We start from the raw sequence: 15,557 nt of genomic DNA, 5'->3' as shown, positions 1-15,557 counted from the left end.
GTATTGAGCCTATCATTAATAAATATCACCTACCCGTTTGAATTACATTCAAAGTGGGTATAATAATTTTAAAGATAAAAATAGACAATATTTTTACAAAATAAAAAGGCATTTTCTATGTTTCACGTGAAACATTATGTGGCACGATAATTTTAAAAGTGTTATAATAGCAATAGTTCTATGATAGGATTGAAGAAACTATGGAAAAGTGAAGCAATTCGAAAATCTTATGAAAGGGAGGGTTGATATTGGGCAGAACGATTGCAGTTGCAAATCAGAAAGGCGGCGTTGGTAAATCAACAACAGCGATTAACCTTTCGGCATGCCTTGCAGAACAGGGAAAGAAAGTTCTGACGATTGACATGGATCCTCAGGGAAATACTACCAGTGGATTAGGTGTTGACAAAAATGCAGTAGAAGATACCTTATATGAACTTCTGGTAGGACAGTCAGATGTTGAGACAACAATTGTAAAAGATGTAGTAGAAAATGTGGATTTAATACCGTCTAATGTAAATCTGTCTGGAGCAGAAATTGAGTTGGTCGGTATCGACAATAAAGAATACATATTGAAAGAGATTACAGATAAAGTAAAGGACAATTACGATTATATTATTATCGATTGTCCGCCATCTCTCAATATGCTCACCATCAATGCACTTACAGCAGCCACATCCGTACTGGTTCCAATCCAGTGCGAGTATTACGCATTGGAAGGTTTGTCACAGTTGATACATACAATTGATCTGGTCAAAGACAGACTGAACAACAACCTGGAAATCGAAGGCGTTGTATTCACTATGTATGATGCGCGCACCAACTTGTCACTGCAGGTAGTAGAGAATGTTAAGGAAAATCTGCAGCAGAATATTTACAAGACAATTATCCCAAGAAATGTCAGACTGGCAGAAGCTCCAAGCTATGGACAGCCGATCACGATTTACGATCCCAGATCTACCGGAGCAGAAAGCTATCGCCTTCTTGCAGAAGAAGTGATAAACAGGGAGGTTGAATAATGGCAGTCAAGAAGAAAGGACTTGGAAGAGGACTGGATGCTCTTTTCCCTGAGAAACCAGCAGAGAAGAAACCAGTACCAAAGCCCATTACAAAAGAAGTAAATCCAAAGCAGGAGGCTGAGAGTGTAAAAACTACAGTCCCCGCTTCAGACAAAAAAGAAATGACTGCAGATGCGCCGACAGAAGTAAAGAAAACAGAAATGCTTGTGAAAATCTCGAAAGTAGAGCCGAACAGAACTCAGCCAAGAAAACAGTTCGATGAGGATGCTCTGGTAGAATTATCAGAGTCCATTAAACAGTTCGGTATTTTACAACCGCTTCTGGTATCTGACAAAGGTGACTACTACGAGATCATTGCAGGCGAGAGAAGATGGCGAGCTGCCAAGCTGGCTGGCCTGAAAGAAGTTCCGGTTATTATCAAAGAGTTTAACGACCAGCAGGTTGTAGAGATTTCCCTGATTGAGAATATTCAGCGGGAAGACTTAAACCCGATTGAGGAGGCAATGGCCTACAAACGCCTGATCAATGAGTTTAAACTGAAACAGGACAGCATTGCTGAGCGAGTTTCCAAGAGCAGAACTGCAGTAACCAATTCCCTTCGTCTTCTGAAGCTGGACGAAAGAGTTCAGCAGATGCTCATTGACGAGATGATCTCAGCAGGACATGCCCGTGCCATCCTTGCTATTCCTGACAAGGACAAACAGGCAAGCGTGGCAATGAAGGTTTTCGACGAGAAGTTAAGTGTTCGCGAAACAGAGAAACTTGTGAAACATATTGTTGAACCGCCTAAGAAAAAAGCGGAAAAGCAGGTAAATACTGCGGAAGATGCAATATACGAAAGCCTCGAGGAGAAAATGAAGGGAATCGTAGGAACCCGGGTTTTCATCCACAGAAAGAAGAACAACAAAGGTAAAATTGAAATTGAATATTATTCCAGAGACGAACTGGAAAGAATCATTGAATTATTTGAATCAATAAGATAAGGAGTGTGCATGAGCAGTATTTTTGACAGCCTGGGAATGGACCCTGGCATCATTATTATTTTACTGTTGATTCTGACAATCGTTCTGGCTGTAAATGTATTCAGCAGCAAGATGCGGATCAGCCGCCTGGAACGTAAATACAAAGTGTTCATGAAAGGCAGTGACGCACAATCTCTTGAAAAAGTATTTGTACGCAAATTTGCCCAGATCGATCGTCTTTATGAAGCGAAAGAAGATCATGAACATGACATCAATCTGATCAAACACCATCTGGAAACCATGTTCAGTAAATATGGCGTTGAGAAGTATGATGCATTTGATGACGTTGGAGGTAAACTGAGCTTTGCGCTTGCACTTCTGGATCAGGATAATTCAGGTGTTATTCTGAATGCAGTGCACAGCAGAGACAACTGCTTCCTTTATCTGAAAGAAATCGTAAAGGGAGAGTCCTATGTGATGCTGAGCCAGGAAGAACTGGAAGCTTTACGAAAAGCTGTTAATTTCGGTCTGGAAAATATTGAGAAAGATGAATAAGGTTTTCTACAGAAACTTTCCTATATAACAGAGATTGAAGCAGCAATAAGAAATCAGCAAAAAATAATAAACAGGCATGTCGCCCGCCGGCGGTATTGTCTATATAATTCACAAATAAAAGAAATGAAAAATAACAGATACAAAAAACGTATCAGTACAGGAGGAAGACATGTTAGACATTAAATTTGTGAGAGAGAATCCGGAAGTGGTAAAGCAGAACATCCGAAACAAATTCCAGGACAGTAAACTGGAACTGGTTGACAAGGTTCTGGAGCTGGACAAAGAGAACCGTGAGATCAAACAGGAAGTTGAGGCACTCCGTGCAGAGAGAAATAAAATTTCCAAACAGATCGGTGCTCTTATGGGCCAGGGCAAGAGAGAAGAGGCTGAGGAAGTTAAGAAACAGGTTGCTGCGTCCGGCGAGCGTATCGAGGAGCTTTCCAAGAGAGAGAAAGAAGTAGAGGAAGAGCTTCTGAAAGATATGATGGTAATCCCGAACATCATTGATCCATCTGTACCGATTGGTAAAGATGACAGCGAGAACGTAGAAATTGAGAAATTCGGTGAGCCGGTTGTCCCGGACTTCGAAGTTCCATATCATACAGAGATTATGGAAGCTTTTGACGGAATCGATCTTGACAGCGCAAGACGTGTTGCTGGTAACGGATTCTACTATCTGATGGGCGATATTGCAAGACTTCATTCCGCAGTTATCGCATATGCCCGTGATTTCATGATCAACAGAGGCTTCACATACTGCGTACCGCCGTTCATGATCAGAAGCAACGTTGTTACTGGCGTTATGAGCTTTGCTGAGATGGATGCCATGATGTACAAGATTGAGGGCGAAGACCTTTACCTGATCGGAACCAGTGAGCATTCCATGATCGGTAAATTTATCGACCAGATCATTCCGGAAGAAGAGCTTCCGAAAACTCTTACAAGCTATTCTCCATGCTTCCGTAAAGAGAAAGGTGCTCACGGACTTGAGGAGAGAGGTGTATATCGTATCCATCAGTTCGAGAAACAGGAAATGATCGTAGTTTGCAAACCAGAAGAGAGCAAAATGTGGTTTGACAAGCTGTGGCAGAACACAGTAGATCTGTTCCGTTCCCTGGATATTCCGGTTCGTACACTGGAATGCTGCTCCGGTGACCTGGCAGACCTGAAAGTGAAATCTCTTGATGTTGAAGCATGGTCTCCAAGACAGAAGAAATACTTCGAGGTAGGAAGCTGCTCCAACCTTGGTGATGCACAGGCTCGTCGTCTGAAAATCCGTGTAAATGGAAAAGATGGCAAGAAATATCTTGCACATACCTTAAATAATACAGTAGTTGCTCCGCCAAGAATGCTGATCGCATTCCTTGAGAATAACCTGAATGCAGATGGAAGCGTAAATATTCCAGTTGCACTTCAGCCATACATGGGCGGAATGACAAAAATCGAGAAAAAGTCTAATAAATAAGACTTAATTTGACAAGAAACAACAAAGTCCGTAAAACAGAACTTTAAACTGAATTTCTGCTTTGCGGACGAAAAATAAAACAGTCACAAACGGCAGAAGAGAACATATCATATCGTACAAAAACATTATGAAATAAGAAGCCTAAATCATAGAATAGGGAGGTGATAGTGTGCACAGTTATTTAAGAGCTGTTGGCTTTTCGAAAGTGAAGTCACGCAAGGAAATGCAGGAAATTATCCGGGATGTGATGAGTACTTACGATGAAAAAATTGCGGTAGAAAATCATCCAGACGGAGTTTTTGTGGAATATTCCAAGAATTATGGCTGCGACTGCGGAATTACAGTCTGTGGGCAGTATGACGAGGAAAATGAGTTTCACGTGGAATATACATTTCCATTTTTTCGCGGCACAGGAATCACGACCCAGGAGCATGTAGTTGTGGAAAGACATTCTGAGAAAGAGTCCTATGCAGGTGCATGCGATGATTTGCGTCTTGGTGTGACTTTGATCTTTTATCTGCAGAATCCGGCAGAATATATGCTGGAGAAATATAAGGGAAATTTACGTGAGGGACAGCCGCTGACCATTACCGGACTTGCAAGAGAAGGAAAGATTCTTTTCCCGGTGCAGAAGGATAAGGAAGCTGTGAAAGTAGAGCGGGAGCTGACAAAGAACCGCAATAACCTGATCGCAGCAGCCAGAAACGGTGATGAGGAGGCCATGGAAGACCTTACCATGGAAGATATGGACACGTATTCCATGATTTCCGAGCGTATTGTGACAGATGATGTATTTACCATTGTAGATTCTTATTTTATGCCTCATGGAATCGAGTGTGACCAGTACAGTATTATGGGAGAAATCCTGGAATATGTCACATTCAAAAATATTCTCACAGGCGAAGAATTATGCCAGATGACAATTGAGTGCAATGATATTCAGTTTGATGTCTGCATAAACAAAGCCGATCTTCTTGGAGAACCGGAAGTTGGCCGGCGTTTCAAGGGATTGATCTGGCTGCAGGGACAGCTGCATTTTTAAGTAAGAACACCGCATGGGAAAGAAAAATAATTAAGATTTTCAGCAGAAGCCGACAGGGAACAAAAAACTCTGTCGGCTTTGTTTTAGATTGACAGCGGATTTGGGCGGGGAATATAATTGTAAAAAAGAGCAGTAAACTATCTGGAGATTTTATGAAAGTACAAATGTTTGAAAGTAAATCACCTTTTAAAGGACAACAAATAAAGCTAGGCCTGGCTGCTGTATTGGGATCTGCCGCGTTTCTGCTGGGAGGCTGTTCCCAGAACTTGGGGATAAATTCAGGAACAGATCAGGCTCAGGCGGAAGAAGAATCAGCAGTGGTGGATTATACCTGTATTTCCAACCCGGACAGCGAGAAAAAAATTACTGTTTATTTTATATCTGGCCGTCTGTCTGGCCATTATTGTGGCCGCGTACTTCCATCTCAGCAGAATTGCCCGGAAGTATAATACCGAACATCTGGAACTGATCACAAGCCTGTATGCGGAAAAAATGAATGATTCCATGGAATACCTGCAAAATTATGTACAGGAAGATGTGAAAATGATTCAGTCCATGGAAGGGGAGACACCGAAAAAAATTCTGGAGCGTCTGCAGAAGAATCTGGATCAGCAGGCACTGGAATCAGAGCAATCCTTTAATTCAGATCCCTATCAGTCCAGCCAGACTGGAAATATGATTATGACAGTTTTTGTCCCGGTGAAGGATTCCTCGCAGATTCACAGTCTGTATGTGTCTATTATGATAGAGAACCTCAGACAGCTGGGAGTTTATGAACTGCTTCAGGGAAAAATCAGTGTTCAGCTGTTAAATGCGAATTCACAGAATTATGTTACCTGTATCAGCAGCGGTGATGTCAATGCATCGGGAAGCTGGAAAAAAAGGATAAACAGCTTTATATGGGACTGTCCGCTATAGATTTTCTTACCGGAATCCTTAACCGCCGGGCATTTCAGAAGTCTGTGGAAGATGAAATGTATAAAAAGACGCCGGGGGTTTTCATTTTTATTGATGTGGATAATTTCAAAAGCTATAACGATATATATGGACATAATAATAGAGACTTCTGCCTGAAGCATTTTGCAGAAACCATGAAGAAGTGTTTCCCTGCGGAAAGTATTATCGGCCGATATGGCGGTGACGAGTTTGTAGTTTATTTAAAGAACCTGACGTTGGAAGAAGTGCAGAACTATATGGCAGATTTCCAGAGGATGATTTCTCACTTGACGCTTCCAACCGGCGAACAGGTGCAGCTGTCAGCCAGCGCCGGCGGAGCCGCTTTCCCAGATCAGGGCGAAGATTTCATCTCCCTGTGCCGAAACGCCGATTCCGCGTTGTATAACGTGAAACAAAATGGAAAGGCTGCGTTTAAGATGAAAGAGAAGTAAGTTAAGCAGACTTATAGATAATCGCCGAGCCACCTTGAAGCGAGTGGCCCGGCGATTATACCCATTTAATCAATTTCATAAATTTCTTTACTGAATTTATAACTTTAGAAGACAAATATGCTTTTGAGAGTTTCTTTTTGGTGTAAGACCATACAGAAGAAGTTTTGGTTTTATCTATCAGCAGTGCAGTAAAAAATCTTTCCCAGCTGACAAAGTCCTTGCTTTCTATATAGTCTTCCGGTTTTTGCAAAATATTTTGCACATTTATATTTGGTATAATATTGCAGGAGAGCAACAGCCATTCAAAAGATTCCGGCGCATATAGCGCCGCATTTTCGATGTTATTTAGATATACATTTAGCTCACGCATTTCAGAACCAAAAGCAGCTCCATCAGCTATAATAAGTTTTGTTCCTTTTATATCTCGATTTTCTTCCAGCTTTTGAATGATATTTGATTTTCCATCTGCTGAAATACAAGTAATCTTTTGAGCTTTTGCTAATTCAGAAAAAAATTGGTAACCGGAATTGGAATCTTCTGTAATTATCATTTGCGGAACTATGGTAGTTTCTGCGGAAATTTCACCGTATAAATGATACAGTTCGTTATAAGTCTGTCTGGTATTATGGAATTTGCCGGATTCACGAAAACCGTATATTTCATTAATGCTGTAGGGAAGCGTTGGAAGCTTTTCGCGGGTTGCAATTACGAAATAGTTATCAGAACCTTGTACCAGTTCTGCAAATTTTTTTGACTTTAGAAAACGATTTCCCTCATCAATAAATATGATGCTATCTGAAATTTCTTTTAATTCTCTTTCCCAGTCTTCACTATCAATTGTACGGCATGCACGGTCACAAGAGAGTTGTACTCCGCTGTCAGCACCGTATCTTCTGTAATCATGAATGAGATCAATTAATACGGTTTTTCCTGAACCACTGTCTCCTGTAAGAATTGTGATATTTCGTTTTATAATAAAATCATATTTTACTTTTCGTGATTCAACAATTATTCTATGAGAACCTTTCATGCTTATCACTCCGGTTTCATTTCATTTAGATATTTACTGGCTATTGGAAGCAGTTCACGCATGGAATGGACAAGTTCGCCTCCGTTTTTTACTTTTATTTCAAAGGCAGTATTTTTTCCAAAGTCCATCATATGCCTGAGATTAATTGTTATGTCCTTGATCTTTCCAATTTCTAACAGCCATTTTGCGCAATTATCACCACATGCAGATGCATTAAAAATTTTGTCTGGCTCATTTAGAATCAATAACAAAGTCTTGACTCCGCCAGATAATCTTTCTGGTGGGATTTGTCCCAGAACAGGACTGCTAATACATTCACTGCTTAAAATATTTGAGTGATCAATATCTTCAACCATTTTTCTGGCAAGTTCTGTTTCAAACCATTCCGGATCATAAGTATTTTTAAAATAAACATTCGTATTGTAAATACTTTGCGGTTCGTCTCCGTATATGATTGTCAGCATATAATGCCTCCGATGCAGATATAAATTTTGAGCTGTCAGTCTGGGAAAAACAAAAAGCGAGTGAAATTCCAACACCTCCGTTGGAGTTTCACCCGCTTTCCTAGATAAGCGTCCCGTGCGGGAATCGAACCCACAGCTAGCGCTTAGGAGGCGCTTGTTTTATCCGTTAAACTAACAGGACAAATCTGTAGGTACAATTGTACTATATTTAGAAACAAATTACAAGGTTTTTCTTTCGTGAGGAAATGGCAAAACGGATAAAAATAAATTAGGAAACCTGTTGAAAAACAATTGCAATTAAGAGAGATATTGTATACAATGTTCTAAACAAATCTATAAATGGGCAAAGCAGTCGAAAGACTGTGACGCAAAACTATAGGGCCTGTAAAATGGCAGCCAGCTGCAGAATAATCAGGATAGGATCACATACTATGGCGAATGCTGCAGTATGTGTTTTTTTATATAGATGGAGTAGAGTGAAAATGAAGAAACAGTTATATAAAGAGGAACTTTTGTATTCCGTTGAGGAACCGTAGCTTAGTGAGGAAGCCTATTCTGCAATACAATCAACAATTTACCACAATCACGCCGTTGGTTTTATTGCAGGATATTATGATGAAAATTTGACGATTGCTTATATCAGTGAATTTTTCCTGCATAATCTTGGGTACAGCTATGAGGAATTTATGAACAGAACCTCTGGATCACTGAAAAATGTGGTTTATGGAAAAAACTGTGCTTATATTGAAAATGATCGGTTTCGATATATCAGCGGTAAGGGCGAAATGCAGATGCAGGAGAATCTTAAGCTTGTCAGCCAGGTGATCAAATTGTGGCAGCTATGGCGTCTAAGTTTAAGACGGTTTCCAGTGAGCTTACCCTGGAAGAGGCCTTTTCCCCGGAAAATATCAGGAGCAGGCTGAAAAAGCCGGAGGATATTTACCGGTTCGAGTACTGCACAATGAATGAGAAGCAGTTTAAATCCATAGCAATTTCTCCGCTGGCATGGACTGAAGGGGAGAACAGGCAGGCGGCAGCAATCCGTTCTCTCCACAAACAGGACGGAAAAACCATCCCCATTGTAGCCATGACAGCCAATGCTTTCGCAGAAGACATTTTGCTTGCCAAAAACGCAGGCATGAACGAACACATCTCCAAACCTCTGGATATGACACGGCTCAGGGATGTGCTGAGACGGTGGCTGTAGAGACGTATTTTCTCGAAAAGAAAATCAGAAGTCAAGCAAAATGTAATGGCGCGAATCCATTTAAACTGATATAATCAAATTACCTGAAAAACAGAGGACTGCGATGATGAAGCAGTCAAGTAAAAAATGGAGGGGGAAGTTTTTATGATTACAGATTATGCGGACAAGCTGCATCTTTATGGAGATTTGCAGGAGTATGCAGACATGGTTCTGGCATTTATTGAGAAGCAGAAGAAGGAAAATCTTCCGGCGGGCAGATATGATCTGGAAAATGGTGTGTTTGCCTCTGTGCAGAGTTATACTACAAGACCGTTAGAGGGCTCACAGATGGAATCCCACAAGAAATATTGTGATTTACAGTATCTAATAGAGGGAAAAGAGAAAATCTACTGGGCTTCTTTGCGGAACCTTACAGTGGGGAATGACATGACACCGGAGAGTGATTCTATTCTTTATGTGGCTGGTCCATGGCAGGGGTATACGGTACTGGAGCCGGGAATGTTCGGCTTCTATGCACCGGATGACGGACACATGCCAGGAGTTGCAGCAGACGAGCCGGCACCTGCGAAGAAAATTGTGTTTAAGATTCCAGTGAAATAAGCTGTTTGTGACGGAAGGGAAATACAATATAATTTCTTATTGAAAAAACAGGAACCATATAATATGCTGCTTATAAGTATCATGCTTGTAAGTAGCATTTTTATAATGACATATTATTTGAGGAGTTGTACAAAAGAGGGGGCATAAATCGTGAAAAATCCATTGCATTATCAGATTTCAGAATATGACTGCGGACCCACATCCATGTTGAATGCGATTATTTATCTGTTTGACAGGGATGAGATTCCGCCGGAGGTGATCCGAAATACCATGCTTTACTGTCTGGACTGCTACAGCAAAGAAGGCATTCCGGGAAAAAGAGGTACATCCAGGGCGGCCATGATGTTTCTTTCCAATTGGCTGAATGAGTTTGGGAACCTTGGGATGATGACGGTAAGCAGTGAATATTTGTCGGGATCTGAGGTGTACATAGGTCCGGGGAGCAGGATTAACCAGGCACTGAGTCATGGCGGGGCAGCCGTGGTAAGACTGTTTCTGGATGAACCCCATTATGTGCTCCTTACCGGAGTGAAGGACGGCAGTATTTTGCTGTTTGATCCTTATTATTGGGATGAGCCTTACGAGGAAAAAGATATCCTCATTGATCTGGAACATCCAAGAGCATACAACCGGGAAGTGCCTTTCCGGTATTTCAACCGTGAAGAAGACGTCCTGTATGCCCTTGGAAAAGTAAATGCCCGGGAGGCTGTGCTGGTTTATAATGAGAAAACCAGAGTGCCGGTGGAAGAGGTTATTGAGTACTTTATTTAGTAAAATTGGAAAGATACTACTTATGAGTATATTACTGGTAAGTAGTATCTTTTTGTATTCTGATGATTAACTTTACGGCGCAGAACTCTTCTGCGTCAGCGGATGTTCCCTGTAGTACATCCTGGTAAAGTTCAGGAATTTCTGCATATCTCCGCTGATGTATTTTCCCTTTTTCCAGACCATTCCAATTTTTACGCGAACAGGCGGATTAAGGGGAATGCCGACGATCCCGGAGCTGGCAAATTTGTCAGTCATGCTGGTATAAAGGAAGCAGCCGTATTTTCCGGTTTTTACAAACTGCAGGGTCGTGTAGATCTGGCTGCTGCGCATGACGATATTAGGCGTGTAGCCGTCCATTTCGAACCGTGTTTTTAACAGCTGGTTCTGCACGGAATCAGCGTTGAAGAAAACCATATCTTCTTTTGACATTTCTTTGGTAGTAACCGATTTTTTGTCCGCCAGTCGGTGGTCTTTACTCACACAAAAAACAACCTGGTCATTTGCCAGAACCGCATTATGGAATTTATCAATATTATACTGCTCCATATTAACCAGAGCCAGATCCAGGGTGTCATCCTGAACCAGATTGCAGGCGCGGACAGAGCCGTATTCTTCCAGAACGACAGCAATTTCCGGATGCTCCCGGCGAAAGGCAGTGAGCAGTTCCGGAAAAAAGACCGTGCTCAGCATGGGCGGAATCCCGATGCGAAGAGGCGGTTTCACTCTTGCCATGCTGGAGTAGTCAGCCTGAAGCTCGGTGCAGTACTGAAGAATGTAGGTGGCTTTTTCGTAAAGTGCCTCTCCCTCCTGGGTAAGGATCAGCTGATTTCCTTTCCGGTAAAAAAGACTGATTCCAAATTCGATTTCCAGGTCACGGATGGCTACGGACACGGTGGGCTGGGTGACATATAATTCTTCGGCTGCTTTGGTGATGCTGTGGCAGCGGCTGGCAGTGCAGAAGTAGCGGAGTTGATTAAGAGTCATAATAGGCACCTCTAAATTACATTTTTCTTCTGGTAATCTTCATTGTAACCTGTGCACTGACAAACTTTATGTCAAACACAGCAACTACCGCATTGATGATTCCAATTGCAGTCTCCCTTGCAAACAACCTTGGAGCAGATCCAAGAGCAGTGGTTATCGCGACTGTAATCGCAGGCTCCTGTGCATATGCAACACCGATTGGAATGCCTGCAAACACCATGGTAGTAGGACTTGGAGGATATAAATTCAAGGATTACGTGAAATCAGGCTTGCCGCTGATTCTGGTATCCTTTGTGATCTGTATGATCTTACTGCCGATCCTTTTCCCGTTCTATCCGTAAGAGATGAGAAAATAAAGCAGGAACTATACTGCTTTAGATAAATAATAACCAAAAATCAAATGCCAAAAATATCAACCATTTAATAATCAGGAGGTAAATCATGACTAAAGAAAATGGAGTTAAAGTATTAACAGACATGGTAGCAGATTTTGTTGCCCATATTGGAAAAAAATTACCGGATGACGTAGTAGCAAAGCTGGAAGAGCTTGGTTCCCAGGAAAGCGCAGCACTTCCAAAGGTACTTTATGAGACAATGACCAAGAACCAGGGACTGGCTGTAGAGCTGAACCGTCCGAGCTGCCAGGATACAGGAGTTCTTCAGTTCTGGCTGAAATGCGGAACAAATTTCCCTTACATCAATGAGCTGGAAGCACTTCTCAAAGAAGCAGTTGTACAGGCTACTTTTGCAGCTCCTTTAAGACACAACTCAGTAGAGACCTTCGATGAGTACAACACAAAGAGAAACGTTGGAAAAGGAACTCCGACTGTATGGTGGGATATCGTTCCGAACAGTGATAAATGTGAGATTTACGCATACATGGCAGGCGGCGGATGTACTCTTCCGGGAAAAGCAATGGTACTTATGCCAGGCGCAGGCTATGAGGGCGTTACCGATTTCGTTCTGGACCAGATGACAACATATGGACTGAATGCTTGTCCTCCGCTTCTTGTTGGCGTAGGTGTAGGAACCTCTGTAGAGACCGCAGCCCTTAACTCCAAGAAAGCCCTGATGCGTCCGATCGGTTCTCACAATGACAACGCAAACGCAGCAAAAATGGAAAAGCTTCTGGAAGACGGAATCAACGCGATTGGCCTTGGACCGCAGGGAATGGGCGGAAAATATTCTGTAATGGGAGTAAACATTGAGAAAACAGCTCGTCATCCATCCACAATCGGTGTTGCAGTAAACGTAGGCTGCTGGTCACACCGCCGCGGTCACCTTATTGTAAATTCTGACCTTACAGTAACCTGTGATACACATTCCACATGGAAATTCAACGCATAATCGGAGGGAAAAATCATGATCGAAATCAGAGGAGATAAAAAAGTTCTTATTACACCAATCAGTACAGAAGACCTGGCTGATATCAAAATCGGCGATATTGTTTGGCTGGACGGAGATCTGATGACCTGCCGTGACGTAGCTCACCGCCGTCTGGTTGAGTATGGAAGAGAGCTTCCATATGACATCAAAGACAAAGCAATTTTCCATGCTGGTCCTATTGTCCGCAAGATTGAGGGAACAGAGGATGATTACGAAATGGTTTCTGTTGGACCGACAACTTCCATGCGTATGGAGAAATTCGAGTATGAATTTACCAAATTAACAGGCGTAAGAGTGATCGTAGGAAAAGGCGGAATGGGCCCGAACACAGAGCGCGCATGTAAGGAATTTGGTGCAATCCACTGCGTATTCCCGGCTGGCTGTGCAGTAGTAGCTGCAACAGAGGTTGAGAAGATTGTAGAGCATCACTGGGATGAGCTTGGAATGCCGGAGACTTTATGGTGCAACAAGGTAAAAGAATTTGGTCCGCTGATCGTATCCATCGATGCACAGGGACGCAACCTGTTCGAAGAGAACAAGGTAATTTTCAACGAGAGAAAAGAAGCTGCAAAGCAGGCTATCTATCCGGAAGTTAAATTTATCAAATAAAAAGCTTACACAAAATAAAGGAGGAGAAAGGCAATGCCAATGACAGCCCCGGGAAAGTTTGACAGTAATGGAGCATGGGACGGATTTCACGGAGAAATCTGGCAGGAAGAAATCAATGTCCGTGACTTTATCCAGAAAAACTACACACCATATGATGGTGACGAGTCATTTCTGACAGGTCCTACATCCAGAACAGAAAAGTTATGGAACCATGTTCAGAAGCTTCAGAAGGAAGAGCGCGAGAAAGGCGGCGTGCTGGAATGTGAAACAGAAGTGGTTTCCGGACTTACCGCATATGGTCCTGGCTATATCAGTGAGGATATGAAGGATCTGGAACAGATTGTAGGTCTTCAGACAGACAAGCCGCTGAAACGTGCATTTATGCCTTACGGTGGAATCCGTATGGCAGTGCAGGCAGCAGAAACATGTATGATGATGTAATCCGTATGCACTTGGACATGAGGATGAGGAGCGCAAGAATAACCTGGTTCAGATTCTGGACGGATATTTTGCACAGGATGCCCATCACCTGAATGTAAACGTATTTGGCACAGAGAAATTGATCGATGCAATGGAACATCCGGAAAAAGAGGAGTATCAGAATTTTACCATCCGTGTTTCCGGTTATGCTGTGAAGTTTATTTCCTTAACAAAGAAACAGCAGCTTGATGTTATTGCACGTACCTGCCATAAGACACTGTAGGAATCAGGCTGGGGTCAAAAAAACCAGCTGATAACGGCATAGTCAGGAGTGCTGCGAATGGGACCACAGGAAATGCTGGACAGAGCTGAAGTGAAAAACAAGTGGCAGCTTACGCCGCTGAAAAACTTCAAATCGCCCCGTCTGACAGAACGTATGTGGCGTACAGCTCTGGTAGTGTTGATTACTTCTGTTATTTATGAATATCCTTTGGGAGGGCGAAATCCCTGTTTTGCACTGATCGGTGCAGTGTACGGGGTGGGAAGCCAGTTTGAGGAGGGCTTCCACAATGGAATTAACCGGGTGATCGGAACTCTTGTAGGCGGTCTTCTGGTAATTCCCTTTCATAGGCTGTATACCAGTCAGCCTTTTGGAATACCTGACTGGATATGGCTTGTAACAGGGCTTTGTCTTGTACTCTGGTGCAATTTTGCACTGGGTGCAGATTCTGCAATTCAGCCTGGAATCGTCATTTATTTCGTTGTTATGTTTACAGTCGGAAAAGAAAGGGTTTTTCTATACACAATCGCAAGAACCGTACCATGAGGGAAAAAGAACGTGAAAACTTTGGTACGGATGATGATAAAAATTTCTCCGCTATCGTTTCAAAAATAAAAGATAAACACCTCTAACGTATTGATTAAAGGGTAAGATGAAAAAGGAAAGCAGTCGGCAGGTCACAACCCTATACAGGGCCTGGCGGCTGTTTTTTGTGTCCCGTAGAAGCGGCTTTCTTGTATAAGGGTATGTACGAAATTCGGATAAGGTGATATAGTAAGAAAAAGTATGTTTTCGAAAAAATTATGATGAATTTATCAGGGCGTGAAAAACACAAAGGGGGAACAGCATGGATATTTTAGTTGTGATCGATATGCAGAATGATTTTATAGACGGGGCGCTTGGCACGCCAGAGGCGGAAGCAATTGTGCCCAATGTGGTAGACAGAGTGAAGAATTTTAATGGACTTGTTCTGGCTACAAGGGATACACATGGCGGAGATTACCTGCAGACCCAGGAGGGCAGAAAGCTCCCGGTGGAGCATTGCATCCGGGGAACCTATGGCTGGGAAATCCGCGAGGAGATCGCGGAACTTCTGGAGTCCGGTCCCATTGACAAGCCTACTTTCGGCAGTGAAACTCTTGGAAAAGTTCTGAAGGAGTTCAATAAATCAGAAGCCATCGACAGCATTACACTGGTGGGACTTTGCACCGACATCTGCGTCATCTCCAATGCCATGCTGCTCAAAGCATTTCTTCCAGAGGTGCCGATTATTGTAGATTCCCTCTGCTGCGCAGGAGTAACCCCGGAAAGCCACGAGAGAGCACTGGAAGCCATGAAGGCCTGCCAGATCGAGGTAATTTAATTGGCGGATTGCGGA

18 protein-coding genes, 1 tRNA gene, 3 pseudogenes and 1 riboswitch are annotated in these 15,557 nt (G+C 42.6%); of the genes and pseudogenes, 18 read left to right on the top strand and 4 right to left on the bottom strand.

Features of this window, described 5'->3' with window-relative positions:
- Positions 1 to 248: 248 nt before the first annotated feature.
- From H8S54_RS03860 to H8S54_RS03825, 8 genes are all read left to right on the top strand, one after another.
- The gene (locus H8S54_RS03860; protein ID WP_021926597.1) at positions 249 to 1,016 is read left to right on the top strand and encodes a ParA family protein; all 768 of its coding nucleotides are present in this window, start codon (positions 249 to 251) and stop codon (positions 1,014 to 1,016) included.
- Positions 1,016 to 1,999 carry a ParB/RepB/Spo0J family partition protein gene (locus H8S54_RS03855; protein ID WP_021926598.1) on the top strand — a complete coding sequence of 328 codons (984 nt, stop codon included), beginning with the start codon at positions 1,016 to 1,018 and terminating at the stop codon, positions 1,997 to 1,999. Before H8S54_RS03860 ends, H8S54_RS03855 begins: the two co-directional genes overlap by 1 nt.
- A 9-nt stretch (positions 2,000 to 2,008) precedes the next feature.
- A complete protein-coding gene (locus tag H8S54_RS03850) occupies positions 2,009 to 2,533 on the top strand; it encodes a DUF4446 family protein (protein ID WP_021926599.1) in 525 nt (174 codons plus the stop codon).
- Between the two features lie 169 nt (positions 2,534 to 2,702).
- Positions 2,703 to 3,998, top strand: a complete 1,296-nt coding sequence (serS, locus tag H8S54_RS03845; protein ID WP_117849593.1) for a serine--tRNA ligase — start codon at positions 2,703 to 2,705, stop codon at positions 3,996 to 3,998.
- A gap of 169 nt (positions 3,999 to 4,167) precedes the next feature.
- Positions 4,168 to 5,040 carry a DUF3881 family protein gene (locus tag H8S54_RS03840; protein WP_021926601.1) on the top strand — a complete coding sequence of 291 codons (873 nt, stop codon included), beginning with the start codon at positions 4,168 to 4,170 and terminating at the stop codon, positions 5,038 to 5,040.
- A gap of 152 nt (positions 5,041 to 5,192) precedes the next feature.
- Positions 5,193 to 5,489 (top strand): hypothetical protein, encoded by a 297-nt coding sequence (locus H8S54_RS03835; RefSeq protein WP_021926602.1) that lies wholly within the window; start codon positions 5,193 to 5,195, stop codon positions 5,487 to 5,489.
- Positions 5,490 to 5,532: 43 nt separating this feature from the next.
- Positions 5,533 to 5,958, top strand: coding sequence for a hypothetical protein (locus H8S54_RS03830; protein ID WP_186900956.1), 426 nt, complete (start codon positions 5,533 to 5,535; stop codon positions 5,956 to 5,958).
- Complete coding sequence (locus H8S54_RS03825; RefSeq protein WP_186900955.1) at positions 5,940 to 6,428, top strand: GGDEF domain-containing protein; 489 nt, start codon at positions 5,940 to 5,942, stop codon at positions 6,426 to 6,428. Before H8S54_RS03830 ends, H8S54_RS03825 begins: the two co-directional genes overlap by 19 nt.
- A gap of 55 nt (positions 6,429 to 6,483) precedes the next feature.
- Here H8S54_RS03825 and H8S54_RS03820 read toward each other — a convergent pair whose 3' ends face one another.
- The 3 genes from H8S54_RS03820 to H8S54_RS03810 form a co-directional block, all read right to left on the bottom strand.
- Positions 6,484 to 7,458: a P-loop NTPase family protein gene (locus H8S54_RS03820; protein WP_117849585.1), complete on the bottom strand. Its 975-nt coding sequence runs from the start codon at positions 7,456 to 7,458 to the stop codon at positions 6,484 to 6,486.
- 5 nt (positions 7,459 to 7,463) lie between these two features.
- Positions 7,464 to 7,922 (bottom strand): DUF4869 domain-containing protein, encoded by a 459-nt coding sequence (locus H8S54_RS03815; RefSeq protein WP_021926607.1) that lies wholly within the window; start codon positions 7,920 to 7,922, stop codon positions 7,464 to 7,466.
- 109 nt (positions 7,923 to 8,031) lie between these two features.
- Positions 8,032 to 8,103: transfer RNA gene (locus tag H8S54_RS03810), tRNA-Arg, on the bottom strand.
- Between the two features lie 151 nt (positions 8,104 to 8,254).
- A riboswitch (cyclic di-GMP riboswitch) is annotated at positions 8,255 to 8,330 on the top strand.
- A 424-nt stretch (positions 8,331 to 8,754) separates the two neighbouring features.
- Between H8S54_RS03810 and H8S54_RS18085 the strand changes: the two genes are divergently transcribed.
- From H8S54_RS18085 to H8S54_RS03795, 3 genes are all read left to right on the top strand, one after another.
- A complete protein-coding gene (locus H8S54_RS18085) occupies positions 8,755 to 9,129 on the top strand; it encodes a response regulator (RefSeq protein WP_243176623.1) in 375 nt (124 codons plus the stop codon).
- Positions 9,130 to 9,273: 144 nt separating this feature from the next.
- The gene (locus tag H8S54_RS03800) at positions 9,274 to 9,729 is read left to right on the top strand and encodes a YhcH/YjgK/YiaL family protein (protein ID WP_186900954.1); all 456 of its coding nucleotides are present in this window, start codon (positions 9,274 to 9,276) and stop codon (positions 9,727 to 9,729) included.
- A 150-nt stretch (positions 9,730 to 9,879) separates the two neighbouring features.
- On the top strand, positions 9,880 to 10,500 hold the full coding sequence (locus tag H8S54_RS03795) for a hypothetical protein (protein ID WP_021925343.1): 621 nt from the start codon (positions 9,880 to 9,882) through the stop codon (positions 10,498 to 10,500).
- Between the two features lie 72 nt (positions 10,501 to 10,572).
- On the opposite strand, the gene H8S54_RS03790 is transcribed toward H8S54_RS03795, so the two are convergent.
- Positions 10,573 to 11,484 carry a LysR family transcriptional regulator gene (locus tag H8S54_RS03790; protein WP_021925342.1) on the bottom strand — a complete coding sequence of 304 codons (912 nt, stop codon included), beginning with the start codon at positions 11,482 to 11,484 and terminating at the stop codon, positions 10,573 to 10,575.
- A gap of 23 nt (positions 11,485 to 11,507) precedes the next feature.
- Here H8S54_RS03790 and H8S54_RS03785 point away from each other — a divergent pair.
- The 7 genes and pseudogenes from H8S54_RS03785 to H8S54_RS03755 all read left to right on the top strand — a co-directional run.
- A pseudogene (locus H8S54_RS03785) lies at positions 11,508 to 11,825 on the top strand (SLC13 family permease); the annotation flags it as partial.
- Positions 11,826 to 11,925: 100 nt separating this feature from the next.
- Positions 11,926 to 12,831, top strand: coding sequence for a L(+)-tartrate dehydratase subunit alpha (gene ttdA, locus H8S54_RS03780; protein WP_186900953.1), 906 nt, complete (start codon positions 11,926 to 11,928; stop codon positions 12,829 to 12,831).
- 15 nt (positions 12,832 to 12,846) lie between these two features.
- A complete protein-coding gene (gene ttdB, locus H8S54_RS03775; RefSeq protein WP_186900952.1) occupies positions 12,847 to 13,479 on the top strand; it encodes a L(+)-tartrate dehydratase subunit beta in 633 nt (210 codons plus the stop codon).
- 39 nt (positions 13,480 to 13,518) lie between these two features.
- Positions 13,519 to 13,905: pseudogene (locus H8S54_RS03770) on the top strand (pyruvate formate lyase family protein); the annotation flags it as partial.
- A gap of 25 nt (positions 13,906 to 13,930) precedes the next feature.
- Positions 13,931 to 14,182 (top strand): annotated as a pseudogene (locus H8S54_RS03765) (glycine radical domain-containing protein); the annotation flags it as partial.
- A 57-nt stretch (positions 14,183 to 14,239) separates the two neighbouring features.
- A complete protein-coding gene (locus H8S54_RS03760; protein WP_021925284.1) occupies positions 14,240 to 14,725 on the top strand; it encodes an aromatic acid exporter family protein in 486 nt (161 codons plus the stop codon).
- 301 nt (positions 14,726 to 15,026) lie between these two features.
- Positions 15,027 to 15,542 carry a cysteine hydrolase family protein gene (locus tag H8S54_RS03755; protein ID WP_021925283.1) on the top strand — a complete coding sequence of 172 codons (516 nt, stop codon included), beginning with the start codon at positions 15,027 to 15,029 and terminating at the stop codon, positions 15,540 to 15,542.
- Positions 15,543 to 15,557 lie beyond the last annotated feature (15 nt).

The sequence above is a fragment of the Blautia segnis genome (assembly GCF_014287535.1).
Taxonomy (GTDB): Bacteria; Bacillota; Clostridia; order Lachnospirales; family Lachnospiraceae; genus Blautia_A; species Blautia_A acetigignens.
This window is presented reverse-complemented; position numbering and strand designations above follow the sequence as displayed.

What these genes read in the sequence shown, in the direction of transcription:
- H8S54_RS03855 (WP_021926598.1), top strand. Translation starts at nt 1,016, where the DNA reads ATGGCAGTCAAGAAGAAAGGACTTGGAAGAGGACTGGATGCTCTTTTC.
- H8S54_RS03850 (WP_021926599.1), top strand. Translation starts at nt 2,009, where the DNA reads ATGAGCAGTATTTTTGACAGCCTGGGAATGGACCCTGGCATCATTATT.
- serS (WP_117849593.1), top strand. Translation starts at nt 2,703, where the DNA reads ATGTTAGACATTAAATTTGTGAGAGAGAATCCGGAAGTGGTAAAGCAG.
- H8S54_RS03835 (WP_021926602.1), top strand. Translation starts at nt 5,193, where the DNA reads ATGAAAGTACAAATGTTTGAAAGTAAATCACCTTTTAAAGGACAACAA.
- H8S54_RS03830 (WP_186900956.1), top strand. Translation starts at nt 5,533, where the DNA reads ATGAATGATTCCATGGAATACCTGCAAAATTATGTACAGGAAGATGTG.
- H8S54_RS03825 (WP_186900955.1), top strand. Translation starts at nt 5,940, where the DNA reads ATGGGACTGTCCGCTATAGATTTTCTTACCGGAATCCTTAACCGCCGG.
- H8S54_RS03820 (WP_117849585.1), bottom strand. Translation starts at nt 7,458, where the DNA reads ATGAAAGGTTCTCATAGAATAATTGTTGAATCACGAAAAGTAAAATAT.
- H8S54_RS03815 (WP_021926607.1), bottom strand. Translation starts at nt 7,922, where the DNA reads ATGCTGACAATCATATACGGAGACGAACCGCAAAGTATTTACAATACG.
- H8S54_RS03800 (WP_186900954.1), top strand. Translation starts at nt 9,274, where the DNA reads ATGATTACAGATTATGCGGACAAGCTGCATCTTTATGGAGATTTGCAG.
- H8S54_RS03790 (WP_021925342.1), bottom strand. Translation starts at nt 11,484, where the DNA reads ATGACTCTTAATCAACTCCGCTACTTCTGCACTGCCAGCCGCTGCCAC.
- ttdA (WP_186900953.1), top strand. Translation starts at nt 11,926, where the DNA reads ATGACTAAAGAAAATGGAGTTAAAGTATTAACAGACATGGTAGCAGAT.
- ttdB (WP_186900952.1), top strand. Translation starts at nt 12,847, where the DNA reads ATGATCGAAATCAGAGGAGATAAAAAAGTTCTTATTACACCAATCAGT.
- H8S54_RS03760 (WP_021925284.1), top strand. Translation starts at nt 14,240, where the DNA reads ATGGGACCACAGGAAATGCTGGACAGAGCTGAAGTGAAAAACAAGTGG.
- H8S54_RS03755 (WP_021925283.1), top strand. Translation starts at nt 15,027, where the DNA reads ATGGATATTTTAGTTGTGATCGATATGCAGAATGATTTTATAGACGGG.